This is a genomic window from Brevibacillus sp. B_LB10_24 (assembly GCF_046036945.1).
Taxonomy (GTDB): domain Bacteria; phylum Bacillota; class Bacilli; order Brevibacillales; family Brevibacillaceae; genus Brevibacillus_C.
Genome location: NZ_JBJQOQ010000014.1, coordinates 1 through 26,717, shown reverse-complemented (window position 1 = coordinate 26,717; position 26,717 = coordinate 1). Strand labels below are relative to the sequence as shown.

Annotated in this window: 23 protein-coding genes; 5 read left to right on the top strand and 18 right to left on the bottom strand. The window is 50.0% G+C overall.

The window, feature by feature from the left end; genetic code table 11:
• Positions 1 to 41 precede the first annotated feature (41 nt).
• From ACI7RC_RS14275 to ACI7RC_RS14265, 3 genes are all read right to left on the bottom strand, one after another.
• Entirely contained in the window at positions 42 to 929 is an 888-nt protein-coding gene (locus ACI7RC_RS14275; protein ID WP_408108895.1) for a hypothetical protein, read from the bottom strand.
• A 106-nt stretch (positions 930 to 1,035) separates the two neighbouring features.
• Positions 1,036 to 1,683 carry a response regulator transcription factor gene (locus tag ACI7RC_RS14270; RefSeq protein ID WP_408108894.1) on the bottom strand — a complete coding sequence of 216 codons (648 nt, stop codon included), beginning with the start codon at positions 1,681 to 1,683 and terminating at the stop codon, positions 1,036 to 1,038.
• A 245-nt stretch (positions 1,684 to 1,928) separates the two neighbouring features.
• Complete coding sequence (locus ACI7RC_RS14265; RefSeq protein WP_408108893.1) at positions 1,929 to 2,117, bottom strand: hypothetical protein; 189 nt, start codon at positions 2,115 to 2,117, stop codon at positions 1,929 to 1,931.
• 313 nt (positions 2,118 to 2,430) lie between these two features.
• Between ACI7RC_RS14265 and ACI7RC_RS14260 the strand changes: the two genes are divergently transcribed.
• From ACI7RC_RS14260 to ACI7RC_RS14245, 4 genes are all read left to right on the top strand, one after another.
• Positions 2,431 to 3,192, top strand: a complete 762-nt coding sequence (locus ACI7RC_RS14260; protein WP_408108892.1) for an FG-GAP-like repeat-containing protein — start codon at positions 2,431 to 2,433, stop codon at positions 3,190 to 3,192.
• A gap of 186 nt (positions 3,193 to 3,378) precedes the next feature.
• Positions 3,379 to 3,981, top strand: coding sequence for a TetR/AcrR family transcriptional regulator (locus ACI7RC_RS14255; protein ID WP_408108891.1), 603 nt, complete (start codon positions 3,379 to 3,381; stop codon positions 3,979 to 3,981).
• Between the two features lie 5 nt (positions 3,982 to 3,986).
• Complete coding sequence (map, locus tag ACI7RC_RS14250) at positions 3,987 to 4,733, top strand: type I methionyl aminopeptidase (protein ID WP_408108890.1); 747 nt, start codon at positions 3,987 to 3,989, stop codon at positions 4,731 to 4,733.
• A gap of 278 nt (positions 4,734 to 5,011) precedes the next feature.
• Positions 5,012 to 6,139, top strand: a complete 1,128-nt coding sequence (locus ACI7RC_RS14245; protein ID WP_408108889.1) for an NAD(P)/FAD-dependent oxidoreductase — start codon at positions 5,012 to 5,014, stop codon at positions 6,137 to 6,139.
• A 514-nt stretch (positions 6,140 to 6,653) separates the two neighbouring features.
• On the opposite strand, the gene ACI7RC_RS14240 is transcribed toward ACI7RC_RS14245, so the two are convergent.
• Positions 6,654 to 7,604, bottom strand: a complete 951-nt coding sequence (locus ACI7RC_RS14240; RefSeq protein WP_408108888.1) for a helix-turn-helix transcriptional regulator — start codon at positions 7,602 to 7,604, stop codon at positions 6,654 to 6,656.
• Between the two features lie 97 nt (positions 7,605 to 7,701).
• On the opposite strand from ACI7RC_RS14240, the gene ACI7RC_RS14235 reads away from it, so the two are divergent.
• The gene (locus tag ACI7RC_RS14235; protein ID WP_408108887.1) at positions 7,702 to 8,886 is read left to right on the top strand and encodes an MFS transporter; all 1,185 of its coding nucleotides are present in this window, start codon (positions 7,702 to 7,704) and stop codon (positions 8,884 to 8,886) included.
• 303 nt (positions 8,887 to 9,189) lie between these two features.
• On the opposite strand, the gene ACI7RC_RS14230 is transcribed toward ACI7RC_RS14235, so the two are convergent.
• The 14 genes from ACI7RC_RS14230 to ACI7RC_RS14165 all read right to left on the bottom strand — a co-directional run bounded on the left by ACI7RC_RS14230 (position 9,190) and on the right by ACI7RC_RS14165 (position 26,403).
• Complete coding sequence (locus tag ACI7RC_RS14230; protein ID WP_408108886.1) at positions 9,190 to 10,368, bottom strand: MFS transporter; 1,179 nt, start codon at positions 10,366 to 10,368, stop codon at positions 9,190 to 9,192.
• A gap of 143 nt (positions 10,369 to 10,511) precedes the next feature.
• Complete coding sequence (locus ACI7RC_RS14225) at positions 10,512 to 10,814, bottom strand: ArsR/SmtB family transcription factor (protein WP_408108885.1); 303 nt, start codon at positions 10,812 to 10,814, stop codon at positions 10,512 to 10,514.
• A gap of 242 nt (positions 10,815 to 11,056) precedes the next feature.
• Complete coding sequence (locus tag ACI7RC_RS14220) at positions 11,057 to 11,479, bottom strand: DUF1259 domain-containing protein (protein WP_408108884.1); 423 nt, start codon at positions 11,477 to 11,479, stop codon at positions 11,057 to 11,059.
• A 54-nt stretch (positions 11,480 to 11,533) separates the two neighbouring features.
• Positions 11,534 to 11,953 carry a DUF1259 domain-containing protein gene (locus ACI7RC_RS14215; protein WP_408108883.1) on the bottom strand — a complete coding sequence of 140 codons (420 nt, stop codon included), beginning with the start codon at positions 11,951 to 11,953 and terminating at the stop codon, positions 11,534 to 11,536.
• A 279-nt stretch (positions 11,954 to 12,232) separates the two neighbouring features.
• On the bottom strand, positions 12,233 to 13,501 hold the full coding sequence (locus ACI7RC_RS14210) for a cytosine deaminase (RefSeq protein ID WP_408108882.1): 1,269 nt from the start codon (positions 13,499 to 13,501) through the stop codon (positions 12,233 to 12,235).
• Positions 13,491 to 14,765 carry a cytosine permease gene (codB, locus tag ACI7RC_RS14205; protein ID WP_408108881.1) on the bottom strand — a complete coding sequence of 425 codons (1,275 nt, stop codon included), beginning with the start codon at positions 14,763 to 14,765 and terminating at the stop codon, positions 13,491 to 13,493. The genes ACI7RC_RS14210 and codB overlap by 11 nt, the downstream gene beginning before the upstream one ends.
• Positions 14,766 to 15,066: 301 nt before the next feature.
• A complete protein-coding gene (gene sigJ / locus ACI7RC_RS14200; RefSeq protein WP_408108880.1) occupies positions 15,067 to 15,942 on the bottom strand; it encodes an RNA polymerase sigma factor SigJ in 876 nt (291 codons plus the stop codon).
• Positions 15,920 to 17,239, bottom strand: coding sequence for a phytoene desaturase family protein (locus tag ACI7RC_RS14195; RefSeq protein ID WP_408108879.1), 1,320 nt, complete (start codon positions 17,237 to 17,239; stop codon positions 15,920 to 15,922). Before ACI7RC_RS14195 ends, sigJ begins: the two co-directional genes overlap by 23 nt.
• Before the next feature lie 110 nt (positions 17,240 to 17,349).
• Positions 17,350 to 19,059, bottom strand: a complete 1,710-nt coding sequence (locus tag ACI7RC_RS14190; protein WP_408108997.1) for an ABC transporter ATP-binding protein — start codon at positions 19,057 to 19,059, stop codon at positions 17,350 to 17,352.
• Positions 19,028 to 20,860: an ABC transporter ATP-binding protein gene (locus tag ACI7RC_RS14185; RefSeq protein WP_408108878.1), complete on the bottom strand. Its 1,833-nt coding sequence runs from the start codon at positions 20,858 to 20,860 to the stop codon at positions 19,028 to 19,030. Before ACI7RC_RS14185 ends, ACI7RC_RS14190 begins: the two co-directional genes overlap by 32 nt.
• Positions 20,857 to 22,056, bottom strand: coding sequence for an MFS transporter (locus ACI7RC_RS14180; protein ID WP_408108877.1), 1,200 nt, complete (start codon positions 22,054 to 22,056; stop codon positions 20,857 to 20,859). Before ACI7RC_RS14180 ends, ACI7RC_RS14185 begins: the two co-directional genes overlap by 4 nt.
• Positions 22,057 to 22,089: 33 nt before the next feature.
• The gene (locus tag ACI7RC_RS14175; RefSeq protein WP_408108876.1) at positions 22,090 to 24,147 is read right to left on the bottom strand and encodes a multicopper oxidase family protein; all 2,058 of its coding nucleotides are present in this window, start codon (positions 24,145 to 24,147) and stop codon (positions 22,090 to 22,092) included.
• A gap of 227 nt (positions 24,148 to 24,374) precedes the next feature.
• Positions 24,375 to 25,727 carry a sensor histidine kinase gene (locus ACI7RC_RS14170; protein WP_408108875.1) on the bottom strand — a complete coding sequence of 451 codons (1,353 nt, stop codon included), beginning with the start codon at positions 25,725 to 25,727 and terminating at the stop codon, positions 24,375 to 24,377.
• Positions 25,720 to 26,403 (bottom strand): response regulator transcription factor, encoded by a 684-nt coding sequence (locus tag ACI7RC_RS14165; protein WP_408108874.1) that lies wholly within the window; start codon positions 26,401 to 26,403, stop codon positions 25,720 to 25,722. Before ACI7RC_RS14165 ends, ACI7RC_RS14170 begins: the two co-directional genes overlap by 8 nt.
• Between the last annotated feature and the right edge of the window lie 314 nt (positions 26,404 to 26,717).

Here is a 26,717-nt window from a genome sequence, read left to right as displayed (position 1 = left end):
AAGCGTGAAAAGCCGCCAGCATTGGGCGGCTTGTCTTTGTCTTAATCCAATTCTATCACCTGCAGAAAGGGAGTTTCGTTTCCGGTGGCAGGAGGGGCCGACTTTTCCAGCTTTTTAACCTTTTCCTGCACCTGCTTCATGAGTTTTTCATTGAATTCTACCGCGGGCTTATATTCCCCATTATAAACGATACCGAGCAGCTGCTTGTCGTATCGCGAGAATGTCATCAAAGCAATTTCCCCGTTTTCGCCTGTGATATCGAGGGAAATCGTCGGATCGTTGTTGCTGTAACCCTGGCCGTTGTAGGCAACCGACTTGACCTTGCCGTGAACAACGTTGTATTTCTCCGCCAAATTCTTTGCCAGCGCCACATATTCCTGCGGATTTTTAAAAAGCTCCGGATCAAAGTCTAGGGAAACTTGTTTATCCAGCGTTCTTTCACGCGCCAAATCAAATAATTCTCCTGTTACCGAGTCCACAGTGAAAGAATAACTGCGCTTCCCGTCAATCAGCACATCAGCGTACCAGCTCGTACGAGGAAGACTTTCGGATGCCTGGTTGTAGCCCATTTGAATCACCTGACCCTCCAAGCTCTGGCCAAATACTTCCCACAGGGCCTGTGCACCGATTTCCGCGGCAGCTTCTTTTGTTATGTCCTTGCTGGTCGGCGTTTGGTTACGGTAGGATTCAAGGTCAATATCACCTACCGTGTAATTCGCTTTCTTGTAGCCTGCCGGCAAGCTTTTTTGCGTCGCTTGGGCGGAACTGGCTGTATAGTTCGTATAGCTAGTCGCCACCGTATCCGTCTTTTTGAATTCCGCCGCTGTCACTCCCTGTACGAGTCCCTGGAACAGCAATGTGCTGCCCCCGATGACGACCGCAGCCGCCAGCACGGTTTGTTTCAAGCTTTTTCCCGATCCTGTTTTCATCTGAATCCTCTCCTTCTTCGTTTTATTCGTGATCACAATGGCAGTATAAGAGGGGCGGATTATCAAATCGTCATCAAGCGATTAGGAAGTTGTAAAAAATTCGTCCCTACACTTCGAGACGGTATCCCATTTTATAGACCGTTTTAATCCTGCATTCCAGATCCAGCTTCTTCCTCAGCTTTTGAATATGTACATCTACCGTCCTGGTATCCCCTATGTAGTCATAGCCCCAGGCAAGCTCCAGCAGCTTGTCGCGTGACAAGGCAATATTGCGGTTTTTCACCAAAACTTCCAGCAAATCGAATTCTTTGGGCGTACATTCGACCGGATCTCCATGCAGAAATACTTGTCTGCCGGCAAAATCGATTTTTACCCCGTCCAGTTCAAACGTCTTGCTTTCCTTCTTGGTGCGTCGCAACACCGCATCCACCCGCGCCAAGAGTTCCAGCATCTCAAATGGTTTGACCAGATAATCATCAGCGCCGAGGGTGAGGCCCTTCACCTTGTCCGATAGTCCGTCCCGCGCCGTCAAGAAAATGGCAGGCGTCCCGCGGATCTGCCGGAATACCTCGTATCCGTCCATCTCGGGAAGCATGATGTCCAGCAGAACGAGATCCACTTCGCGCTGTTCCAACTCATGAATCGCTGCCCTGCCATCAAACACAGAAATACATGTATGTCCTACTGATTGCAGATTTCTCTTGATTAACTCATTGATGGGCATTTCGTCTTCGACAATCAAGATGGTTGCCACAAGGATCACCTCTCTATAAGCATAGCACGGCAATGTAATAGAGTTGTAAAAGGTGTTACCCTTCCGTGTACGTTTTACTCATCAACTTGGGACAGGTTCGTTCAACCATTAAGATGGGAGGAAAGTTCGAGAGCCATATAAGGACGCATGTCCGGGACTGGCGAACGATAAATAACCGTACTCTTTACGCGATCGTAAAAAAGTACGGTCTTTCGCTTTGCCTGAGGGGCACCTCTCCGCCAGGGTCATATATGGTACTTCACGGTCTGGTATAAAATCACGATCCACAGACAGATGACAGCAAATCCAGCAACCCATGCCCGGGCCCTCATGGCCTTTGACTTGAACTGTTTCCGATGCAAAAAGCCCGGCATCGCCAGAAATGTAAGAACAATATTGAAAAAGATGAGAAACGTGTATAGACCATTACTCAAAGACGTATCCCTCCTTTCCCGCAGCCTTTTGCAAGCAATGCGGCGACATCAATCGATCAAACGGTTGATGTCCAATCCGAATCATTGACAACAAGCAAGCGGAAGAAGAGACACACTTTATTCATCCAATCACCAGCTTGCTTTTTTAAGGTATACGCCTGGAGAATTGGGAAGTTTCAAAAAAGGGAAACGCGGAGAATACGTTGTCCAGGTTTTGGCAAGACCACCCGGATCATCACCTGATGCAAGTTGTAAAAGCCGCACACCACCCAAAATCGGAACATAGACTACAAGACGACAGCAGGAGGAGTGAATGCGGACGATGTACACCTTAAGGCCTGTCAACGCCAACAGAGGACGTTTTTCCCCGATTGCTTCCGCTCAGCAGATGCGCGTACTCGATCAAAAATGGGGGGATGTGAATGGAGACGGCATTCCCGATCTCGTTTATTTGGCGGGCAGTCAAGAGCCGGGCAGCCCCTTTATTCAACATATTACCCTGTACATTCAGGACGGGCGAACAGGGATAACCAATCCGATTCCCTTGAAACAAAATGCCGGCTACCACCCTACCGTACAATTGGCGGACTTCACCGGGAACGGCGTAAACGATATCCTCGTCGTGATCGATTCCGGCGGGTCCGGGGGCTATATCTACAGCTATGTTTTCTCTGATCTCAACAACCAACCCTATCAATTATTTGACTCTGAGCAGTATAATCAAGCACACCATTACTCGGTCAATTACCTGGATAACTACCAGGTCAAAGCTACCAGCCAAAATCCGCAATCGACGTATATCATCGATATAACCTATAAAGGAAGGCAGTATTTATCGGAAATCTATGACAGCAGCGGTAAACTGAAGGAACCGATTCAAGGGGACGTAAACGCATTAAGCGGCCTCTATCCGATCGATTTTGAGCGGTACGGCCAGTATTCATTAATGGCCCTGCAGCGAATTACCGGAAGATACAATGCGGATGGGCTAGGTTATTTCATGAATATCTTAAAATGGAACGGCAGCCAATTTTATACCTATCAGCAATGGGTTTGGATCAAAGGGACAGGTTAATCGGGAGATAAAATCAAACGGGCGGTCAGGTTAAAACTCTGACTGACCCGTTTTTCCTTATCGTTCCTATGCTGGATAAAGCTTTGTCCGAAAAAACAGGCGAATCGAAGTACTTGATCCGTACTTCTAAAATGATGTATATTCATTTTATATTGACATTACCGCAGGTCTAAAAAAGGAGGAGCCATGTCACCACGTACCAAAGAACAGAATGATGCGATCCGGGAGATGCGGATGAACCAAATTATGCAAGCGGCTGCGGAAGTATATTTGGAGAAGGGCATTCAATTGGAAATACGCGATGTTGCGGTCAAGGCAGAGCTCGGCTACGGAACCGTGTATCATTACTACAAAAATAAGCACATGCTTTTGGAAGATTTACTGTGGGATGCCCTGAATCGAACGGAGTCGGCAGTACTGCCCGCTTTGACGGGGGACGGCGGCAGTTTGCTTAAAGCTGAGTCGTTCTCCAGGCTGCTCCTGCGGACGTGCATCCAGGATCCTTCCGTATTTATTTTGCTTAAAACGGTTGCGGATAATTTTCATCACTTCCCGAGAAACCGGTTCATCAAGCTGTCTGCCGATTTTCAGGAACGGATCTATTTGCCGTTTGTGGAAATGATTCGTGAAGGAATCGGTTCCAAATCACCGGAGAAAACAGCTAATCTGATATTTGGCTCGCTTGTTGGCTGCACAGCATTGAACATCCACCACAATATGCAAAGCGAGATGGATGTGGAAGGGATCGTCGATATGATTTTTTCAGGCATACAGGCAAAGGAGAAATGAATGGAATGGTCATCCTGAAATCGAGGGCAGAAATTGAAGAAATGAGAAAAGCCGGCCGAATTGTCGCTGCTTTTCATCAAGCCATTGCTGGCATGATCCGGCCGGGTGTCACGACGCTCGATATCGAGACGTTCGCGGTGCGGTTCCTGAAGGAGAATGGCGCCAAGGCTTATACGATAGGCTACAACGGTTATCCGTTTGCGACATGTGCGTCCGTCAACGACGTCATTGCGCATGGTTTTCCGAACCGGAAGCCGCTCAAGGAAGGCGACATCGTCACAATCGACATCGTCGCGGAGGCGGATGGCTGGATCGGCGATTCCGCTTGGAGTTATGCGGTCGGCGAGGTGTCGGAAGAAGCCCGTAATCTGATGCGGGTAACGAAGGAATGTTTAGATCTTGGTATCGAAAAAGCTGTCGTCGGAAACCGGATCGGCGATGTGATGCACGCGGTTCAAACCCATGCCGAGCGAAACGGATTCTCGGTAGTGCGCGATCTGCTCGGTCATGGCGTAGGAAGGGAGATGCACGAGGAACCTAATTATCCTCACATCGGGACTCCGGGCAAAGGGTTCCGCTTGAAGGAAGGGATGGTTCTTACGATCGAGCCGATGCTAAATGCCGGAAAAGCGTTCATGACGATTGATGCCGACGGATGGACCGCCAGAACCGCCGACGGCTCGCTTTCCGCACAGTACGAGCATACGATCGCCATTACTGCGGATGGCCCGATTATATTGACCGCACAATGAACCTCCGCCGCTTACTCGCTAACGCGAGTTGAAGTCGGGGCTTCTTACCATGGGCAACTTCATGTACCTTTTGTAGACAGGGATTTGCCCGATCTACTCCATATCCCAGTACGCTAGGGATTGCCGCATCTATGCGGACTCTGTTGGCGGCAGACAGTAATACGGCAGAGCAAGAAATTCTGCAGCAAAAATCGGTATAGTAAATTTTTGCTTTTGGTTTTGCGTGCAGATGGATACAATGGACGAGATACTTGCTTACACAAAAAGGATGCTGAAAGATGAAAACATATATCGTAGTCGGTGCTGGGATTCTGGGGGCCTCTACGGCATATCAATTGGCCAAAAGAGGCGCAGAAGTGATCATCGTCGACCGCAAAGATAAAGGGCAAGCCACTGATGCGGCTGCGGGGATCATCTGTCCGTGGCTGTCGCAAAGACGCAATCAAGCCTGGTATACGCTGGCGAAGGAGGGGGCCCGTTTTTACCCCTCCTTGATCGAAGAGCTTGAACGGGACGGGGAAACCCAAACCGGTTATGCCCGCGTCGGCGCCATCAGCATACAGAAGGATACGAAAAAACGCGCCGAACTTGAAAAACGCGCATTAAAACGCAAAGAGAACGCTCCGGAGATGGGAGAAATCACCCAGCTTTCTGCAAGCGAAGCAAAGGCCTTGTTTCCACCGCTTGCCGATGACTGCGCCGCTGTCTATGTAACGGGTGCCGCCCGTGTCGATGGACGGGCTCTCCGGGATGCCCTTTTGCGTGCCGCCGTAAAAAAGGGCGCTGTACTTATAAACGGCGAAGCGACCCTTCAGTACGATGGAACATGTGTAACAGGAGTACATGTTGAAAAGGAATCGATCGCTTCCGATGCAGTCATTGTCTGTGCCGGTGCATGGGCAAATCTGCTGCTACAACCTTTAGGTGTAGACTTTCGGGTAACCTGCCAAAAAGCGCAAATCGTCCACTTGGAATGGCCTGGTGCGGACACGGACAACTGGCCCGTCGTCATGCCGCCCAGCGATCAATATTTGTTGGCATTTGAGAATAACAGAATTGTCGTTGGCGCAACGCATGAAAATAATCCGGAAGGTTTTGACACCCGCATAACGGCCGGCGGCTTACAGGAGGTTTTCAACAAAGCCCTGGAAACAGCCCCAGGCTTGGACAGTGCCGCGTTTCTCGAAGCAAGAGCAGGCTTTCGTCCCTTTACCCCAGGCTTTCTCCCTGTCATCGGCGGTTTGCCCGGTTGGGAAGGAATCCTCATCGCAAATGGCCTGGGAGCGTCCGGTCTGACGATGGGCCCCTATATCGGATACCAATTGGCCAAGCTTGCTCTCGGACTGGAGATGGATATCGATCTGGAAAACTATCGTGTGGCAGGCGCCATTGGTAATGAGGCGTAAACAAGACGAGATGAGGGGATTTAGCCCCTCTTTTTCTTTCCTTTTGCATGGGAGTCGGCTGCCACTACTTGTTTTTGTAAGCGACGGGATCAGCAGTTCCCTCCACGCAACGTGCAGCCGATCCTCAAATCTTTCCTTCTCAATAAAAAGGTAAGAGCGGACAAAGCCAAGCTGCTTCCATCCGCAGCCGCTCGCGCATGGCCAGCGGCAAGGTAAAGGTGAATTCCGAACCTCGACCTGGCACAGAGCTGGCCAGCAGTCGTCCATTTACATATAACGTCGATGAGTTTCGAACGCTAGGTACGCGAATGCCTATAAAACAAAGAGATCCAAAGTATGCGAGCGCTTGTCAGCGATTACTCTCCATTTTTTGACCCTATTTCGATTATTTGACAAAGCGTCCTGCTCCTTTTACAAAATCCTGCTAGCGGGAGTTATTTACATAATATTGAGAAGTATACCGTACGCACACTTCCATGTTTAATTGGCAAAGTCATTCCCTGCCCTATGATCGCTACGAATCGTATTTGGACAAGATTTCTGCAAACAGCCGCTTTATCGTATCGATCAGCTCGGGCGGCTGCTTTACAGTCGCCTCGTTGCCCAACCCGATGAAAAACCTGGCATAAAATGGGATGTCATTTTGAGGAATGGGGCCTACCAGCCACCCGGTGCCATCCTCCCGGATATGCAAATGGGAGCCCAGCCATAAGACAGCCTCGCACATCTGGACGCCTTTCTGGCTGAGTTCCGCATAAAGCCCGACCGACTCCTTCTCCGTTTGGAAAACCGTCTCCTTGTTTCCAAGGTGAACATCCCGCAGATCCATAGGCTCCGTACCCTCCGTATCGTATTTTGCCGATTGAATCCGATCGCAGCGAAAGATGCGGAAATCTTTGCGAAGAAAGCAGTAAGCCGGACAAAACCACAAGCCGTTGCTGGCGTAAATTCCGATCGGCTGGATTTTGCGGCATGCCTCGTCTCCATCCGACCCGTATGTAATCAGCAGCACCTTCTGATCGACGGCCGCTTCGAGCAAGATCGATAAAAAAGGGGATTCCTGCTGTCTCGTCGGCGTCACGAAGTCTACCCGGTTTTTCATTTGATCGATGCGATCGCGAACGTCCCCGGACATATGCAGATAAAATTTGTTCAATGCTGAGGCAGATTCCGATTCGAAGGGCAGAGAAGAATAGTGACGGAGAGCGTGCACCGCGAAAAACATCGCCACCGCCTCTTCTTCGGAGAATGCGATCGGCGGCAAAATTCTTTCCTTCAGCACCTGGTAACCGCCGTGAGGGCCTACCTCCGAATAAAGCGGGACCCCAAGCTCGCTCAATTCCTGCAGGTCCCTCAGCATCGTTCTCGTGGATACGCCAAACTCCTGGGCAAGCTCTTTCACCGTAAATTTCCGTTTTCGGTTGATTGTCATCATCAGTTCCAACAGACGTTTTGATTTGGACATGACTCGCTCCCGCTATTTTTTAATTCATGACAATTGTTGTCACTATTATCCTCTACAATAGGTCCCAGATCAAATCGAAAAGGAATGGGTGAGGAAAATGCGCAAAATTGCCATGTTGTTTTTTCTGGTCATGTTCGTGATCGGGACGGATACGTTCCTGATCTCTCCGCTGCTTCCCATACTGCAAAGCATGTTCGGTGTGCCTACGGAAATGGCGGGATGGATGATGGGAGCCTATACCTTGGGCTCGGCGGTGTTCGCGCTGATCGCCGGACCCTTGTCCGATGGATGGGATCGAAAGAAGGTGCTGCTGTCCGGCCTTTGTTGCTTCGCTATATCGACTTGCCTGTGCGGCTTCGCCGTCAATTTTTGGACCATGTGCTTGTTCCGCTTTATGGCAGGAGTTAGTGCGGCGTTTACCGCTCCGCAGGTGTGGGCAGCCATTCCGGCCCTGTTTCCCCCCGCCAAAATCAGCAAGGTACTGGGCGTCGCCTACGCAGGTCTCGCCGTCTCCCAAGCGCTAGGCGTGCCGATCGGAAGCCTCTTGGCGGCAGGCGGCTGGTCTCTGCCATTCTGGGCCATCGGCCTGTTTTCTCTGCTGCTGGCGGTTGCAGTCTTTTTCGCCGTGCCGGGCATGAAGCCGCACCAACAGCAAGGTGAGAAGCCGTCTATTTTAAATCGATACGTTCCCCTGCTGACCAGCAGCAAAGCCAGAGGCACCTATCTCGCCTACTTCTTTGTACATCTGGGGAGCAGCGCCGCCTTTGCTTTTCTCGGGAAATGGATGGCGGACCGCTTTTCCCTTTCGGTTAATGAGGCGGGATATGTGATCATTTTTCTGGGGCTTGGCAATTTGCTCGGCAGCTTGTGCAGTCCTTTTGTGATAAAAGCGTTGCAGCAGTTTCAGACAATGGCGGCGGGGATGCTCATCGCGATTGCGGCTTATATCGCACTGCCTCATGTGTCGTCTCTTTCAATGGTCAAAGGTGTTACCTTTTTCATTTTCGCGATCCTCGGCATTCTGTTCCCGCTTATGGTGGGGCTGTTGAACAGTCTAAATCCGACGATCCGCGGCACCATTTCAAGTCTGGCCACCTCAACGATGAATGCGGCGACAACGCTCGGAGCTTGGATGGCCGGAATGCTGTATGCGGTGTTCAACGGTTATGCTGCTGTCGGAGTTTTCACGGGGATCTGCCTGGCGTGCTCGCTGGTTGTATTTATGTCCAGCGGAGTTTTGTCCGGTCAGGCGGAAAAAGCGGGGGAAAAACCGGTCACTTAGATTATAAAGTTTCACATAGGGTGGTCATGTTGCCGACCGCCCTCGAACATCTACCTGATGGCGAGTAAGAAGAGCCGTGATCATAAAAACCAAAAAACGAACCCGACTTTGTTGCCGCTCAGGATGTAGACTTGAATTCTCTCTCACAAATGGCGGAGGGGCCACCGTCTATCCCCCAATGGAGAAGACTCCGATTTTAGGCATTGAAGTGTACAAGCATGAAATCATTAAAACCTAATAAACGAGCCGCACTCTTCAATAGAAGAATGCGGCTTCTCGCTGTTAGAAAAAGACAATGTCTCATCATGCGCTTTCCGTAAAAGCCTTTTCTTTCATCCTGACATTTAAAAGAAACGAAGCAATGACAGCAATGAAGACTCCAATCGTTCCGAACCAGGTGATCGACGCCAAAGATATTTGATCCACGAGAATGCCGCCAATTCCGGCGCCTGCCGCCATCGACAATTGCATCACGGACTGGTTAAGACCAAGCATGATTCCCGAATAATTCGGCTCGATTCGCACCAAATTATACTGCTGCGTAGGGCCGGAAGACCAGGCTGCAAATGACCATACGACAAGGACGGCGACAACCGGAAGCCATGAATCGGTTAATTGGGCCGTAATCGAGAGCCCAAGCAATGCGACGATGTGCAGCAGCATTCCCCCGGTTAATGTGGGAGCAACCCCCCATTTATCCGTACTGTAGCCGCCAAATTTGGAACCGATCAGACTGGCTATGCCGAATGCCAGCAAGGCCCCGCTCAGCACGTTTTCATGCAATCCTGCGACCGTAAGCAGATAGGGAGAAATATAGGTATAAGCGATAGAATATCCGCCCAGCCAAAAGAACGTGATGGACAAACCAAGGGCGACTCTCTTGTTTTTCAGAAGAGCCAGTTGCTTGGACAAAGGTACGGGAGCATCCCCTTTTACCCGCGGAATCGTCAGATAAAGAACAACGATCGCCACCAGCCCGGCCAATGCCAGGAACCCAAAGACCGATCTCCAGCCAAATGCAGCCGCTGCGATTCGCCCAAGTGGCACGCCAATGATCAAGGAGGCTGTAAAGCCCATTACGACGGTTGCAATGGAGCTGGCTTGCTTTCCTTCCGGCGCGATTTTTGCGGCAATATCCAGAGCGGTAACCACAACCATCCCCGCACCTAAGGCCATGATGACGCGTGCTGCTATGAATAGTCCGAATCCAGGCAGAGTGAACGACAGAAGATTGGCTAACACAAAAATTCCCAGTGCATACACAAGCAGCTTTTGCCTCTCTATTTTCGCGGTCACCGCCATTAATACCGGTGTACAAATGCCATAAATCAAGGAAAAAATAGTAACGAGCTGGCCCGCAGAAGTAATCGAAATCCCCATTGAATCCGAGATTTTGTCCAAGATGCCTGAAATCACATACTCGGATGTCCCAACCAAAAAACTGACCAATGCCAAAAAGGTAATTTTCCATGTGCTTGACACGAAACAATCACTCCTATCTTTGATTTCACATCTATATATCGTAAAATGTAGATATGATAGGGTTATAAATTTACACATCGGGATATGTCGATATGTAAGCCTGAAACAAAACTGAATTCTCACATGGATCATTCAGTTTGTCATTATAATTCGCTTTTTAATAAGTCGGCAATCTCGCGGATTTTTTCTTCATCTCTTTTAAAGTAGGTAAACTTGCCAATCCGCTCTGTTTTGATCAGGCCGGCCCGTTGGAGAATCGACAAATAGTGAGAAGCAGTTGACTGCGTCATGTTCAGCTTTTCGGTTACCTGACTGACGCATACCCCGGTTTTTCTCATATCAATCCCTTCATGTGGCGTAAAATGCTTCTCAGGTTCTTTCAACCAATGCAAAATTTGCAACCTGGCCTCGTTGGACAATGCTTTAAAAATTTCAATTGGCTCCATACATGTGATTATATCGAGAATTGTCGATATGTCAAGTGTGGGTTTGGATGGCAGCCAACATAACCCAAGCAATTTGACTGCTTGGGTTCGTAATGAATAGGTAAATATAGCTTTAACAGCTGATCACGACTTTCATATTAGCGGCACACAGTACTTCACATGACCCGAGTGTCCAGTGAGACCTAAAGTACGATGTGCATTCAACAAAAACCCCCTGGAAGCACTTTCATTCACTACTAAAATTAACCTAAGAAAGCAATAGAACGTTTCACCTTCCTTGCAAATGCAATGGGATTATCGATCGACTCCCAGTGAATATACATAATACGTGGGTTATCAAACAGCCAGTGATTATGGAGTGCTGTTACTTTGATCCCGTTCTTACGAAGGTTTGACAGCAATCGATTCACTTGGTTCTGGAAGAGGGCCGTTTCCCCTAAACAGAGTGCGCGGCCCGAACTGTCCAGTGATTCAAAAGAGAACAGTTGATAACGGACCAATGGTGATGTGGTACGTCTTCCTAAAATGGCGGCATTTATTTTCCTATTTCTAGTAACAAAACAAACCGGACCTTTTGTAATTGAATGCTCTGTTCCACCTAAAATGGTTGAAAATTGGTTACAAAGTCTTCTAAAACGGGGACTTGCTTTCACTTGTTCCGCCATACGAAATCATCCTTTCGTAAAATGATAATAATACAGCTTCATCGCTCAGTTGCATTAACCCAAGAATGCAATGGATTCTTTGGTTTTTCTAGCAAATACAATAGGATTCTCAATGGCTTCCCAGTGCATATACATTAAACGAGGGGTTTCTTTTAGCCAGTGATTATGAAGCGCAGTCACTTTTATCCCACGTTTACGGAGATTCGACATCAATCGATTCACTTGATTTTGGTGTACGGCAGTCTCGCCCAAACAAAGTGCTCGACCCGACTTATCAAGAGATTCAAACGAAAACATTTGCATTTGAACCAAAGGGGAGCGCGTTCTTTTTCCCAGGATTGTCGCCCTTAAGTTCGTCATTCGCATGACAAAACAAACCGGACCCTCGTCAACTTCCGATACACCGCCAAGGATTTTTCCGAATTGGGTACAAAGCCTTTTGAATTGTGGGCTAACCTTCACTTTTTCAGCCATATGAATCCTCCTTTAATCATTTTCGGACTATCTTATGATCAAAGAAGCAAAGTGTATGGACGAAACACCGTGATAAAATAAATTAGGGTGTAGCTTTCGGCCATTCACGCCATTACCTAAGTCAGCCAATACGATCCCTTCGTTTGGAGCCTCCTCTACCCATCGGAATGTTATTGCCTTCTCCCGTTTCCCCCAAAACCCTATACCCTGGCAAAAAAGAAAAAGCCGAGCGAAGATCAGGATAATACCTGAATCTCGTCGGCTTAGCGGTAAACTTATTTACCTATTAAAATGAACTTTCTCTTCCATTTGACCGAAAGTGATTGTTGCTTCGCTCGGTTTTGTTTTGGCTATCAGCTTTCCATTTCTAAAGGAATACGTAACGACCGCTTGCTTGCGAATGGCTTCATATTCATTTTCTGCAGACAAGACAATGAAATTAGCTGGTTTCCCTTCCTCAATCCCGTAATTCTCTTCAATCTGTAGTGTTTTGGCGCTATTTTTCGTGATGAAATCAATGGAATTGACAATTTGCTCATAGCCCATTAATTGTGAAGCATGGATGCCCATATGCAATACTTGAAACATATTTCCTGTTCCCAGTGGATACCATGGGTCAAAAATATCGTCGTGGCCAAAGCAAACATTTAGCCCCGCTTCCTGCAACTCTTTTACCCGTGTTAGACCTCTTCTTTTTGGATACGTATCAAATCTCCCTTGAAGGTGAATATTCACAAGCGGATTCGATACAAAATTGATGGAAGAAAGCTTTAATAGGCGGAATAATTTATACGTATAGGCATCATTGTAAGAGCCCATTGCCGTTGTATGGCTCGCTGTTGTGCGCGTACCTATTCCACGTTCGTATGCCTCTTTTGCGACAACCTCAACAAAGCGTGATTGTTCATCATCGATTTCATCGCAATGAATGTCAACTAATCGATTATACTTTTCAGCGAGGTCAAAGGCTATTTTTAATGAATCCACTCCATATTCTCTCGTAAATTCAAAATGAGGAATACCCCCTACTACATCTGCGCCCATCTTCAATGATTCCTCAAGCAATTCGATCCCATTCGGATAGGAAAGAATGCCTTCTTGTGGAAAAGCAACAAGTTGAATATCTACGAAGGATGCCAATTCTTCCTTTACTTCCAGCATTGCTTTTAAAGCTGTGAGCTCTGGATCTGTTACATCTATATGTGTACGGACGTGCTGAATCCCTTGAGCCATTTGCCATTTCAGCGCCGTTTTCGCTCTTGTTTTCACGTCATCCCTTGTTAATGTTTCTTTTCGCTGCGCCCATCTTTGAATTCCTTCAAACAAGGTGCCGCTGATATTCCACTCCGGTTCACCGGCTGTTAAAGTTGTATCTAAATGGATATGCGGCTCAATAAACGGAGGAAGGACAAGAGAACCATTCACATCAATGATTTCTTTTCCATCAACATCTCCAAGTGTTTGCGTCACTTTATGGAACTTGCCGTCTTCTAGTAATAAGTGCCAAAGTCCGTCTTTCCCTCTAAGCTTTGCATTTTTAATGATCACTGATTACCCCGCCCTTATCTTTTATTTTACTCACGGATGCTTTTTCCTGAGGCAGACATTTCATCACAACGACATAAATAATGGCAGACCCTAATAATCCATTGATTGGAGGGATGCCTGGCGCAAATTTTGCAATGACAACTCCACAAACCCATGCGAAGATCGCAACCCAATTTACTGCTTTAAATGTCAACGTTTCAAATGGTTCGTATTTTCCACGTTTTAAAATAAAATAATCTGCTAATAGTATCGCTCCAATCGATGGCAGTGTAGAACCTAAAATCGTCAAAAATCCAACAAAGTTATTATAAAGCCACATAGCTGAAACTGTACCGACAATTCCGTTAAAGACGACCACTTTATGCTTCGATATTTTCGTAATATTGGCGAAGCCTAATCCTGAGGCGTATAACGCACTGTCATTTGTTGTCCAAATGTTTAAGCCGAGGACAATGATCGCAGGAATAATGAGCCCCTGTAAAAACATAATATCCGAGACATCCGATTTCCCAAAAGCAATGGCCCCTACAGCCCCAAACAAAAACATCAGTGAGTTTCCAAGAAAGAAAGCAATCACAATCGCCGTCACTGCTGAACGTGTTGTCTTGGCAAAACGGGCAAAATCAGGCGTAAGCGTACCGCCGCTAATAAAAGAGCCGATACAAATGGTTAATGCTGCTGCAAGACCCATTGTCTGAGTTGGTTCATAGGCGAGCAAGCCTTGAAGCCCCCCGATTGTTTCTGCTGCATCAAACATGGAATAACTCCCGAAGATGGCAATTGCGGGAACTGCGACAAATCCCAATACGGTTAAAGCCTTCATTCCAAAAATGGCTGACGCTGTCATCATTAAGCCTAAAATCGCAATTAATACATAAACATGAATCCCGGTCGCTTTTTCAACTGGAACAGCAAACATCGCAAGACCGACACCAAACCACCCTACTTGGGTTGCAGCTAATAAAAAGGAAGATAAATAAGAGCCTTTTTCACCAAATGCATATTTCGTCAACAAATGGGTGGATAACCCCGTTTTTGCTGCAATATAAGCCAATGAACCTGTATATAGACCCAGGATGAGATTACCTGTCAGTACAATCCAAATAAACTGGACCAGTGTCAACCCGCTTCCCAATGTCCCTCCAGACCACATACTTGCTGAAAAAAAAGTGAAAGAGAGCATGACCGCAAGAATCTTCCAAAATCCATTACGGTTCGCCTGGGGCACTGCCTGAAACGAGAATTCTTTATCTGCCTTTGACATACCAATTCCCCCAATACAATAGTTGATCAGAAACTGGTACCGAAGAAAACTTCGATTACTTTAGACGTCAGGAAATGAAAAAGCTTCTTGCCAATACCTGACAAGAAGCTTTTTTTAGAGTAATGAACATTGGATATCCTTCACACAGGCTACCCAAGCAATGATCATTTTTTCCGCTGTCCTTGTCAGCCTCTCTGGACTGAATTAAAGGTACCAGTATTTAATTAAGTTAAATTATTGCACAAAACTTTTGGTCTGTCATCCAAAATTTCTGGTACACGGAATTACTTTACCCACAACCTTACTTCATGCGATTAAAATGGGACAGTTTCTCCGGATTCATCACGACATAAAGGTTAGATACCTGATCCTGCAAATATTGAAACGTAATCACTGCGAAAATCATCTCTCCGAAGACTAACCGTATTCCCGGCATGCCGTTGATTTCACAAGTTTCATATCGAGATCCTGCCGGAATCTCATGCGCAATCCCGAGGAAGTAACGAATAATTCTGTCCGAACCCGTTATTGGGCGGAGTGCCGCTTTTACCTTGCCGCCTCCATCCATGTAAAGGACGGTATCCGAAGATAAAAGTTCAATGAGCAGCCCGATATTCCCGGTCATCAACGCCTCGGCAAATCGTTCAGCTAATGCCGTTTTTTTCTCCATGACTTCCGGGCTCCGATCAGGCAATTGACCGATACCCTTCTTCGCCCGATGAAAAATTTGCCGGCAATTTGCCGTGCTTTTGTCGACGATCTCGGCAATTTCATCAAAACGGTAATGAAATACTTCACGCAGCAGGAATACAATCCGTTCTGTCGCGGAGAGCTGCTGCAACAATAATAACCCGGCAGTAGAAAGGGATTCTTTCCATACCATTTCCGCGAGAGGATCGTTCTTCTGTAGTTCCCCGGTATCAACAGGCTCCGGCAACCATGGACCGGCATACGCTTCCCGGTTTCTGCTCGATGATCGAATGAAATCTACACAACGATTATGAACCGACCTGCACAAATAGGATTTGACATCGCGTACTTGCTGCGGCGGTTTCTCTTCCCACGACAGGAACACTTCGTGGACAATATCTTCCGCATCTGTAATGCTTCCCAGCGTATGATACGCTAATGACAAGAGCAATGGCTTTAAATCGCTATATAACTTTCCCCTCTCCAACGCGAAGTTCTCCCCCTCTTGAACGATTGTCGGCAATGATCGCTTGAGCCGCTCGTTTGGCACTGGCAAACGACACATCGGCCAATAGTTCTCCTTGCCCCGTCCAATCTCCTGCCACATACAGTCCGTGTATTTCCGGAACCGCCGGACCGTGATAAACGCCGCTTTTATCCACCGTGTTAAAATCGTGGGCAACCGTTACATTCGGCAAAAACTGCCTGGCTATTTCCTCTTTTCGCCACCCGGGTTGAACGAGATCCATTGCTTTTTCCAACTGCAGCAGGTCCGCTTCAGGTTGGCTTTCATTCATTCCAAGATGTTTGATCAGGTGGATGACGACAGTGCCGTCATCGTTAAGCTTCGCAACAGTAGACGGGAAGTTATAGAAGATAGGTTGATCCAGCCAAAATCCGACAATAAAGTGGGAACCTCTGTCAGGCAGACGGCGCAATACAAGATCGAGACACGCAGCGCGGATCGGTCTTGCGGCGGCTTTCCACTTGGCAAGGGATGTGCTGTCCGCGTTTTTGACCAAATCGTACGCCTCCTTCGGACCAGCCGTGATCACGACATGAGGAGTTTCGATCGTATCGCCGTCTGTACACCGGACACGTCGAACCGTCCCGTCATGTTCAACTTCGACCGCTTTTTTCTGCCGAATAATCGCGACGCCTGCGCGGATGGCCCGCTCTCTTAAATCGTCGACCAGCGCTCCCCATCCCCCATCGATATAGAAAGCTTTTCCGCCAAACGTTCGTTGAAGCTGCCGCACGGCAGGACCCGCAAGATGAAGTTCAGGGTGAGGAACGTAAGAATTTGCCCGACTCACCGAATAAATAACGTGCCTCAGCATCGGATGTCGAATTTCCTGTTCCGCCCACTCCTTCAAACTGATCTGCCCGATCCGCTTCGGATCAATCTTGCCCAGCTTGAGCATTAGACGGGCAAGCTCCATCTTTTCCGAGAATGAAAACAGCCTGGATGCGATTAGTTCCAAAGGTTTTGATGGCAGCGTATATACCCGGTTATTCCACATAGCTCCCGCCGAGGCCGGCGGGTAGGCGCCTTTTGGCTCCACACCTAATTCGCGCAAAATCGCCTCCCCTGCCCCGTCCCGATATAACGCATGCACGCCCAAATTAAGCGATGCTCCGCTTTTTTTGACAGTAAGCCCACGACCGCCAAGTTGATTTGCTTTTTCCAATATCATTACAGATAGTCCAGCCCTTGCCAAATAAATCGATGCAGTTAAACCGGCAAGACCGCCGCCAATGATCACGGCATCATACTGTCCCATGTTGGCCACCTCGCTTTTTTACGAACAAGACGTTTCCAGGGAGTAAAATGTGACACGTTCATAAGAAAAAATCATCAAACATCGAATTGCGAATCGTTAGAGGTACGGCCTCAGTGCTGCCGTCTCCACAGCCGGGCATACAGGCCACTCGACGAAAGCAATTCGTCATGGCGGCCTTGTTCCACGATCCGCCCTTGATCCAGTACAACAATCCGGTCGGCATGCTGCACGGTCTTGAGCCGATGAGCGACGACGATGACTGTTCGGCCTCGAACAAGCCGGTCGATCGCTTTTTGAATCTCCGCTTCGTTCTCGGGATCGAGAGAAGCTGTCGCTTCATCGAGGAGAACGATCGGCGCATTTTTCAGTATCGCCCTGGCGATGGAAATTCGCTGTTTTTCACCGCCCGACAGTGTGCTTCCGCCTTCGCCTACCATCGTGTCGTAACCGTTAGGCAGCTTCAAGATAAAATCGTGACAACAAGCCAGCCGCGCCGCTTCCTCGATTTCCTCGCGAGTTGCGTCGCTTCGTCCGAAGCGGATATTGCCGGCAATCGTATCCTGAAAAAGGTACACATCCTGGAATACCATCGATACTTTGCGCAGCAACGCTTCCGGGTCCATCGCGCGGATATCCTCCCCGCCCATCGTCACCGTTCCCTGATCCGGGTCGTAAAACCGGGCAATGAGCCGAAGGATGGTGCTTTTGCCGCTGCCCGAAGGGCCGACCAATGCGGTAAAGGAACCTGCCGGCATGCTTATGCTCACGTCTTGCAAGATCGGTTGATCCAGATAGCCAAACGTAACCTGCTTCAACTCGATATCATGATCTGCGGGGGGCGTCCGTTCTCCCTGCATGACCGGCTCTCGCAGCAGCCGCACCATCCGTTCGCCCGCTTGCTCGATATAGCGAAACTCTGCATAACCGGCAAGCGCAGTCGTCAGCGGGTCGAAGATTCGGGTTCCGATGATCAGGAACGCGACGAATGTGATGACGTCCAGGCTTCCCCCGAGCAGCAGATGAACGCCAATGAAGACCATGAAGGTAAGACCGGCACGAACAAAACCGATCGCGCTCAGTATAATCGGCCCCAATATCCCTTCAAAGCGGATGCTCTGCCGCATCAATTCCCGGAATGACCGTTCAAGCCGGACAAAACGTTCTCCGGTCATGTTGTAAGCTTTGATCACGCGGATCCCGTTCAAGTATTCTTGCAGCCGGCTGCCGGCGTCGATCTTGGCCCGCATATGCTGCGAGCCGAGTTTGCGCTGAATGCCGGACGTCAAAATCAGCAGCAGAATGGCCGCCGGCAGCGCCGCGAACAGGGAAAGCGCCAGGCGCCAGTCGAAGAAAGACAGGCCGATCAAGGCCAGCACCGGCATGACGGCACCCCCGATCATCTGCGGAACCACATGGGAGACGCCGTGTTCCACCTTGGAGAAATCGCTCGTCATCATATTAGCAAGCTCGCCCGGATCGCGCTTGTTCAGGTATCCCAGCGACAGCTTGCGCAGGTGCTCAGCCAACCGGGACCGTCCGTCCACCGCCGCGCCGTATGCGTCGCGGTATTGAGAACGATAAGCGGGAACTTCGAAGACGAACGAGAGAACCATCGAAGCAGCCAGCCCGCCGCACACCCACCAGAGACGTGCCGTATCAAGCGGAATATCGGGATGAACATACGAGGTAAAGATCAATCTCGCTGCTGCGACCGACAACATAAAAGGGACCATGCCCGCCAGATAGGCAACAGTCGTGTAACAAACAGGTTTGATCAACGAGCGCGGATTATCCACCGTAATATTGCGGAACATGCTCATCATCATCGTCCACCTCCCCTTTGCCCATATGCCACTGTGTTGCATGTTGATAGGAACGCCACATGCGTCCGTACAAGCCTCCAGCCGAGAGGAGCGCTTCATGCCTTCCCCGCTCGACGATTCTCCCGTTCTCCATCACGAGAATTTGATCCGCATCCCGTATGGTCGACAAGCGATGCGCGATGACGAGGACCGTCTTGTTTTTCATCAACGCTTTGAGCGCCAGTTGCATCTCGTACTCGTTCTCCGGATCGGCAAAAGCCGTCGCTTCATCGAGAACAAGGATCGGGGCGTTTTTCAAGATCGCTCGGGCCACGTTGATCCGCTGCTCTTCCCCGCCGGACAAGTAGACGCCGCCTTCTCCGATCCGCGTGTCATATCCAAGCGGAAGGTTCTCGATGAACGCCTGGCACTGCGCCGCTTTCGCCGCGGCGTACACGGCTTCCGGCGGCGCGTCCGGCCGGCCGGCAGCGATATTGTTGTACACGGTATCATAGAACAAAAACGAGTCCTGAAACACGAAGGCGACGGTGTCCATCAGATCAGCGGTCGACATGTCGCGGATATCCACGCCGCCGATGCGGATCGCCCCCATGTTCACATTCCAGAAACGAGGCACCAGATGGGCAACCGTCGATTTGCCGGCTCCCGACGGACCGACGAGGGCCGTCACTTCTCCCTGGCGGGCAGTAAAGGAAATGTCCGCAAGCGCATCGGTATCCGAAGGCTCCGTTCCATACGAGAAGAAGACATGATCGAGCGAAACATCGAATGAAGTCGGCCGCCTTGGAAGCTCGGGCTCCGGCAATGGCGGCTCCTCCAATATGCGGTCGAATCGCTCCACGCCTTCGTTCATAAATCGGATCGATTCAGCCAAGTACATCAATTTAAACATCGGTGCGGCTATGCCCGGCGCCATGACCAGGAAAAACAGCAGAGCGGAGGCGACGGTGACGCTGCCCGGATCCCGGTTCAACAAGAACACGCCGACCGGCAAAATAAACGCAACTAACGAGCTCAGGATCACCTTGAATGTCAAATTCCCGTATAGAAACAGCTCCGTTATTTTCACGCCGTGGTCGCGGTAGCGGACCATGTCCCGGTAAAACTGTCGGAACGATTGCACGGTTTGCCCGAACACCTTGACGGCCGGCATCCCCCGCACGTACTGAACGGCGGAAGCATTCATCCGTTCCAGCGCGTCATAGGCCATCTTGAAGTTTTCTTTCGTCTTGGACCCGATCATGAACGTGATCATAACCGCTATACCGATGATCATCGGCACGAGGCACGCAATCGCCAGCCAAACATGAAACGAGAGCATGACGGCGATCATCAGGATCGCGGTCACCGCCACATGAACGAGATCGGGCAATTGGTGGGCAATAAACGTTTCCACTTTATCCACGTTTTCTTCCAGCGTTTTCTTGACGGCCCCCGTCGAATGGCCGTTTAACCATCCGAGCGGAAGCTTGCCGATATGGCCGACAAGCTTGATTCTAAGACCGTATAGAATACGGAAAGCGGCGATATGCGCAATTTGTCCCCCCGCGTACATCGCGGCCAATCCGGCTACGAAGCCGACTAGAGCGGTAACGCCCCAGCGGATCATCTTCGCTCCGTCAGCCGATGCCGGGGACGCCGCGTGTTCCAACAGCTCTTTCAAAATGAAATAGACGGACACGTAAGGCACCAGCATGCAAACGGCGCTAAGCGCAGAGAACAGGCCGGAGACGATCAACAGCTTGCGCTTTTCTCCGGCGATTTCCAGCAGTCGTGGGAACCCTTTTTTCCGAGTCATTCAACCCCTCCTCCAATCGTTTTCGGAGACGGAATGGCCGCCTTTCTCTTGGTGAGCGCAAAGAGAAAGGATAAACCGATGAGAAGCGCGAAAACCGAATACGGAGCTGCCATATGCGCCGTGTAAAGCGCAGTCCCGGCAACCGGCCCCAGGAAGGCGCCGCTTCCCTGCAAAGCCGTGACATAAGAAGCAATTCTCCGTTGTTCATGATCCTGTACCGCAACGGAAGCGCTCGCGCTATATCCAAGCAAAGCAAACCCGAAGCCGATTCCCAGAACGATAAAATTCACATAGGTCAACCGAAAGAATGCCAGCAGTCCTAACAGCCCCAAGGCGACAATCAACAATCCGAGACGCAGCATTCTCGCAGGGCGCCGCTTCAGATATTTGCTGGCGACGATTTGCGCGGCCACAACCGTGACGCCCGCAACAGCCAATCCATATCCGATCAGTTGTGTCGTTGCCTGAGCATCAAACCCCAACGAATCTTGCACGTAAAAACCAATGGTCACCTGAAGAATATTTAGCGTGACCGACAGAAGGAGACCGACCCATAAGTAAAAACGAATTCGCGGATCGAACGGCGAAAGCGAAGAGATCGATCGTTCTTTCTTTTGTCCTGCTTCGTTCGGAATCGATATCCATAAAAAGAGGATCATGATAAAAAGCAGGGCGGAAACGGCATACATCGGCGCGGTAAGCCCGATCGCGGCCATGACGCCGCTCATGGCGGGGCCCAGGACGAAGCCAAGCCCGTTGGCTGTGCTGAATAAGGCCATTCCCTGCGTTCGTGTCTCCTGTGTCGTCCAACTCATCACATAAGCTTGCGCTTTGGCCGGAATGCCTCCGAAGAAAAATCCCGAAACCACGCGCAACAGCAAAAAGATCCAAAAAAAGCCTGAAGAAACGTGTGTTTGGGTCGCCGCGTAATCGGCTAGCCAGGCGAATGCAATCACGGTCGCCAAATAAACAAACATAACGAGAGCCAGCATCTGTTTACTGCGCAGAAAGGTCATCTTTTCCCAGAAGTATCCGCCAAGCAGCCAGAAAAGCCCCGTAACGGACACCAAACATCCCGATTGAAAATCGCTCAGCCCCAGATTACGGGAAAGCGGACCGATAATCGGATTGAACACCGCGATCGAGATCGTGCCGCACAGGACAATGAAAAACATCACGACAAATCTGGATTTCAAAACTTGCTCACTCCTATCGCAGATTGAATTCGTTCACTCCGGCAGGTTGACGGTCGCGCTGCCGATCTCAAACGGGGAATAGACGCCTTCATAGGCGAGGTGTGCCGACATCCCGACGGCGGCGTGGTCGAGATTGTGGCAGTGATCCATCCAGATGCCGGGATTGTCGGCAACGAAAGCGACCTCATACGTTTCCCCTGGCGCCGCGTTCAGCGTATCGGCAATCCAAGGACTGCCGGCAACGACCTTGCCGTTGCGGCTGAGCACTTGAATATGGTGACCGTGTAGATGCATCGGATGATCCTCAAAGCCGCGGTTTACGAACGTCATTTTGACGAGATCGCCTTCCCGAACTGTAAACATCGGCGCATCCGGAAAAACATGGCCGTTGATCGTCTGCACGAACGTGAACTTCCCGTTATAAAAACCGAGCCGATTGTCGAATACAAGCTTGTAATTCCGATCATACCGGGTATCGGGACCGAACTTCGTCTTGGCGGGCGTTCCATAGGACACGGGATCAAAGACCGGTCCCTTAATGATGTCCGGCGGCATTCCTTCATTCGACGGGCTGATCACGAGAACATTGCCGTCTTGGACAAACGGTCCGATTTGCCGCGAAATGCCGACGGCCGTATCCGGCATCACAAACGTCACGTCGTATCTTCCTCCGGCCGCTAAATCCAGACGGGCATTTGTCAGGTCCTCAGGTTCATGAATGTCGGTGCCGTCAATGGCCGCCACTTGAAACGGAACGCCCGAAATATAAATCGGGGCAAGAATGTTTTCCGCATTCACGAACCTAAGCCGAACAAACGTTCCTGGTTCAGCCGTTTTGTGCTGCAGTCTGTTCAGTTCCCCTAAGGTAACGGACGTTCCGCTCTCCGTCTGCCATTTGTGCAAAACAACCGCCATATCGGCCGTTTTCTGCGGAGGCGCTCCGTCCGGTTCCACGATGAAGATTCCATAAAGCCCCATTCTTACTTGTTTGGACGATTGCTGATGGGAATGGTACCAATACGTCCCCGCTTGCTCGGCAATGAAACGATAGACGTGCTGTTGCTGCGGCATGACGGCATCTTGCGTCATGCCCGCGACGCCGTCTTCGGCGTTCGGTACGTCCACGCCGTGCCAGTGGATGGTAACGCCGGCATCGACGTCTTTGTTGATCAAAGTGACTTCGACCAAATCTCCTTGCTTCACTCGCAATTCAGGTCCGGGAATTTGCCCATTGTAGGTCCAGGCTTCTTTCCTCTCACCTGAAGGCAGCGTAATCATCGTTTTTTTCGCTTCCAGGATAAACGATTGATCGGCTTTCCCGGTTTGGGGTCCGGTCAAATCGGCCACGCTCACGAATTGCGATGCGGTGCCGCCGGTATGAGCGTGCTCATGGCCAGCCATGCTCATTCGCTCCGGAACGCGGCTCGCCTGCGCTCCGAGCGCAAACCAAACGGCAGCAATCAGCACAACCGTCAGTAAGACTCCCCCTTTCCGGGATAGTCGTACGGCCAGCGTGCCTGTATCCGGCAAACCGGCCTCTGAGAAGCGGCGGTAACGACTTTTTTGGCGAATCCATAGCAGGTAGTCGACAATTGCGTAAACCAGCCAAACCGCGAGGACCGTTCCGATTTTGAGCGGCCATTGCGCGATAAAGAACTGTTGAATAACCGACAAAAGCGAGCCTATAAACAAAACCTGAACCGGGAACAACCAGCCTGTAGAAGCCGCCGCCAAACGATCCTGGGCCGCAGGCGGTTCCTTCGACGCTTTAGCCGCGGCCGCCCGAATCTTCCTTGCCGCCGGAATCGAGAACAATACGATCGCTGCGGCAGGGAACGCCAGCATCGGCAGCTGCATCGTCACCTTATCTTCGACGAATACCTCATCGGAAGCCGCTAGGACGACAACCGCCGTCACTTTGACGAGAAAGACCAGTCCGCTGATTCCCATCCAAACGAGCGACAACCGCAAACGGGAATACAATTTCCCTTTCGTAGGCGCCAGATAGGTTCGGCTCGCACACAGGGCAGCGATTCCCGAGAATACAGCCAATAAAATCGTCGATGCAAACTGCACAAACAACCAGACCATGTACAACATCCCCCTCTTTTAGAATCCTAGCTCACTTGCGTTATCCGCCTTGCACCTACTCGTTATGCCTGACCGGCTCCAATCTTCGTACCCTGTTTTGTCACCAATCTTGCAACCGATACTACGCACTCTATATGAACGTAATTTGAACGAATTGGGGATAAATGTAAAAAAAGATGGACGGATCGTCCACCTTTTCGCTTGCTTTATTCGATTGTTTAAATGACTTACACGGCTGGCAGAAAGACGGTTACAGCCGTTCCTTTTCCTAAGTCGCTGTCGATCGCGACCGAGCCGCTGTGCAATTCGACAACGCGCTTGACGATCGCGAGACCAAGCCCGCTTCCCCCCGCTTCGCGGTTGTGCGATTTATCGGCCATATAGAAGCGTTCGAAGACGCGTTTGCGGTCTTCTTCGGCAATGCCGATGCCCGTATCCCGGAAGACGACTCCAATTTCGCCGTTTTCTTGCCGAAGCTCGATGGAGATTTCGCCGCCCTCGGGCGTAAATTTGATGCTATTGCCAAAAATATTCAGCCATACCTGGCTCAGCAGGTCTTCGTCCGCATGAATCGACGTTGTGGGAAGCTCGAGGCGAATATTCAATCGTTTGGCCGCCCATTGCGGCTCTGCGGCTACGACGATGCGGCGTAGCTGCCTGTCAAGCCGAACGAGCGTCGGGTGAAAGGGATAATGGTTCGAATCGATCGTGGCCAGCCTAAGCATGTTCTCGCTGAGCCGGGACAACCTCATGCTTTCCTGCCGGATAATGTTCAGACAGCGCAGTTGCTCGGCTTCATTTAGACCGTCTTTTTGCAGGATGGAGACAAAACCCGAAATGGACGCCAGCGGGGTTTGAATTTCGTGGGACACGTTGGAGACGAACTCCTGACGCATCCTTTCGACCTGGCTGATCTCGTGGGCCATTTGCTGAAATTGCTCCGACAAGACGCCCAATTCATCCTTGCTCTTCGTCTGAAGAACGATGTTATAGTCTCCTTTGGCCACTTTTCGGGTTGCGGCCGTCAAGGCTCTTAAGGGCTTCACCACGATTCTCGTAAATAGAACGAACTTGAAGCTGCCGATCGCAAGCGCAATCAAGATAAAAGCACCCGTCATGGTGAGTACAAGCCCGGTTTCGGAGCTTTCCGGATGGATGACGATTGCCAGCTGCTCATCTGCCGTCCGTAAAGGAAAACCCAGGTTCATGCTCGTCGGCAAGGGCAGGACGGACATGCGCTTCACGACTTCGGCACCGTCCTGGACGAGACGGATATCGTCATCCGTAAGGTTGTGCTTGCTTGCCCGGCCATATGCGTAACGCAAACCATTCCGATCGTATATCCAAAGGGATACCTTCTGTGTTTCGGACAACTGTTTCAGATAAGGGCCGCGCTCGGCTGGCGCCAATCGGGAATAAACATCCGCGATCAACCCGCTTCGCATCGCATACTCGTTCCGGATGGATTGCGCGATCGGGTTTTTGAACAAATACACGGTGATCGGAACGGAGATACTGAAACCTACCGCTAAGGCCACAATAAAAATTAATAAAATTTTCAAATTAATGCTCTTAATCATGGCTTTGCGTCTCCAATCGGTATCCGAGACCGCGGACCGTTACGATGCGAAACAGATGGGTATAGGCGGCGAACCGCTTCCTCAGCCGCTGGATATGAACATCGACCGTCCGCTCGTCCCCCGCGTGGTCGAATCCCCATACCGCTTCGATTAATTGCTCCCGCAAAAAGATTTGGCCGGGATAGCTTGCAAGCTGGTATAACAGCTCGAATTCCTTCAGCGGCAAATTCCAATTCTCGCTGCCGAACGAAACGGTTCCCCGAAGCCGATCCAGCTTGAAGCTGCCCAATGTAACCCTCTTATCGGCCGCAATCCGGTACCGGCGCAGCACCGCTTTGATTCGGACCACCAGCTCTTGCGGATCGAAAGGCTTGACCAGGTAATCGTCGGCGCCTAAGCCAAATCCTTTCACCTTCTGACTCGTCTCGTGCTTGGCCGTAATCATGATGATCGGCAGTTCGGGGTTCAAATGTCGCAGTTCGCGGCACAAATCCCACCCGTCCATAACAGGCATCATGACATCAAGCACAACCAAATCCGCAGGCGAGCTTTCCATTTCTGCCAGCGCCTCTTTGCCGTTGACCGCTCCCCGGACACGATATCCTTCGTAGCTTAAAACCATTGAAATCATTTCCAACATATGCGCATCATCTTCAACTACAAGAACACTTGTCAATCCTTATGCCTCCTTACTAATCGCTTTTTTAGCTTGTCGTCATCTTAGAACTCCTTCCCTAACACGAACAATATTACATATGGTTGCTTTGTTCCTTATTCACTGTAGAATGCTTAAGGATATTCAGAATGCTAAGACGGAATTATCCAAATACCAGTCTAGAATTAAACCGTATTCGTTCCAATTTGTATCTGTTGTCTTACCATCCCATTCATGCTTGTCATTGTGCCCCGCTTATTTTTATGATCAAGTTAAACGCTGATCATTGGTTTTTTTTCTACGACTGACCAATTATCTAACAAGGATTTCCAATC

What these genes read in the sequence shown, in the direction of transcription:
- ACI7RC_RS14275 (WP_408108895.1), bottom strand. Translation starts at nt 929, where the DNA reads ATGAAAACAGGATCGGGAAAAAGCTTGAAACAAACCGTGCTGGCGGCT.
- ACI7RC_RS14240 (WP_408108888.1), bottom strand. Translation starts at nt 7,604, where the DNA reads ATGTCCAAATCAAAACGTCTGTTGGAACTGATGATGACAATCAACCGA.
- ACI7RC_RS14260 (WP_408108892.1), top strand. Translation starts at nt 2,431, where the DNA reads ATGCGGACGATGTACACCTTAAGGCCTGTCAACGCCAACAGAGGACGT.
- codB (WP_408108881.1), bottom strand. Translation starts at nt 14,765, where the DNA reads ATGTCAAAGGCAGATAAAGAATTCTCGTTTCAGGCAGTGCCCCAGGCG.
- ACI7RC_RS14170 (WP_408108875.1), bottom strand. Translation starts at nt 25,727, where the DNA reads ATGATTAAGAGCATTAATTTGAAAATTTTATTAATTTTTATTGTGGCC.
- map (WP_408108890.1), top strand. Translation starts at nt 3,987, where the DNA reads ATGGTCATCCTGAAATCGAGGGCAGAAATTGAAGAAATGAGAAAAGCC.
- ACI7RC_RS14185 (WP_408108878.1), bottom strand. Translation starts at nt 20,860, where the DNA reads ATGACTCGGAAAAAAGGGTTCCCACGACTGCTGGAAATCGCCGGAGAA.
- ACI7RC_RS14195 (WP_408108879.1), bottom strand. Translation starts at nt 17,239, where the DNA reads ATGGGACAGTATGATGCCGTGATCATTGGCGGCGGTCTTGCCGGTTTA.
- ACI7RC_RS14245 (WP_408108889.1), top strand. Translation starts at nt 5,012, where the DNA reads ATGAAAACATATATCGTAGTCGGTGCTGGGATTCTGGGGGCCTCTACG.
- ACI7RC_RS14190 (WP_408108997.1), bottom strand. Translation starts at nt 19,059, where the DNA reads ATGAGCATGTTCCGCAATATTACGGTGGATAATCCGCGCTCGTTGATC.
- ACI7RC_RS14215 (WP_408108883.1), bottom strand. Translation starts at nt 11,953, where the DNA reads ATGGCTGAAAAAGTGAAGGTTAGCCCACAATTCAAAAGGCTTTGTACC.
- ACI7RC_RS14220 (WP_408108884.1), bottom strand. Translation starts at nt 11,479, where the DNA reads ATGGCGGAACAAGTGAAAGCAAGTCCCCGTTTTAGAAGACTTTGTAAC.
- ACI7RC_RS14225 (WP_408108885.1), bottom strand. Translation starts at nt 10,814, where the DNA reads ATGGAGCCAATTGAAATTTTTAAAGCATTGTCCAACGAGGCCAGGTTG.
- ACI7RC_RS14175 (WP_408108876.1), bottom strand. Translation starts at nt 24,147, where the DNA reads ATGGTCTGGTTGTTTGTGCAGTTTGCATCGACGATTTTATTGGCTGTA.
- ACI7RC_RS14255 (WP_408108891.1), top strand. Translation starts at nt 3,379, where the DNA reads ATGTCACCACGTACCAAAGAACAGAATGATGCGATCCGGGAGATGCGG.
- ACI7RC_RS14235 (WP_408108887.1), top strand. Translation starts at nt 7,702, where the DNA reads ATGCGCAAAATTGCCATGTTGTTTTTTCTGGTCATGTTCGTGATCGGG.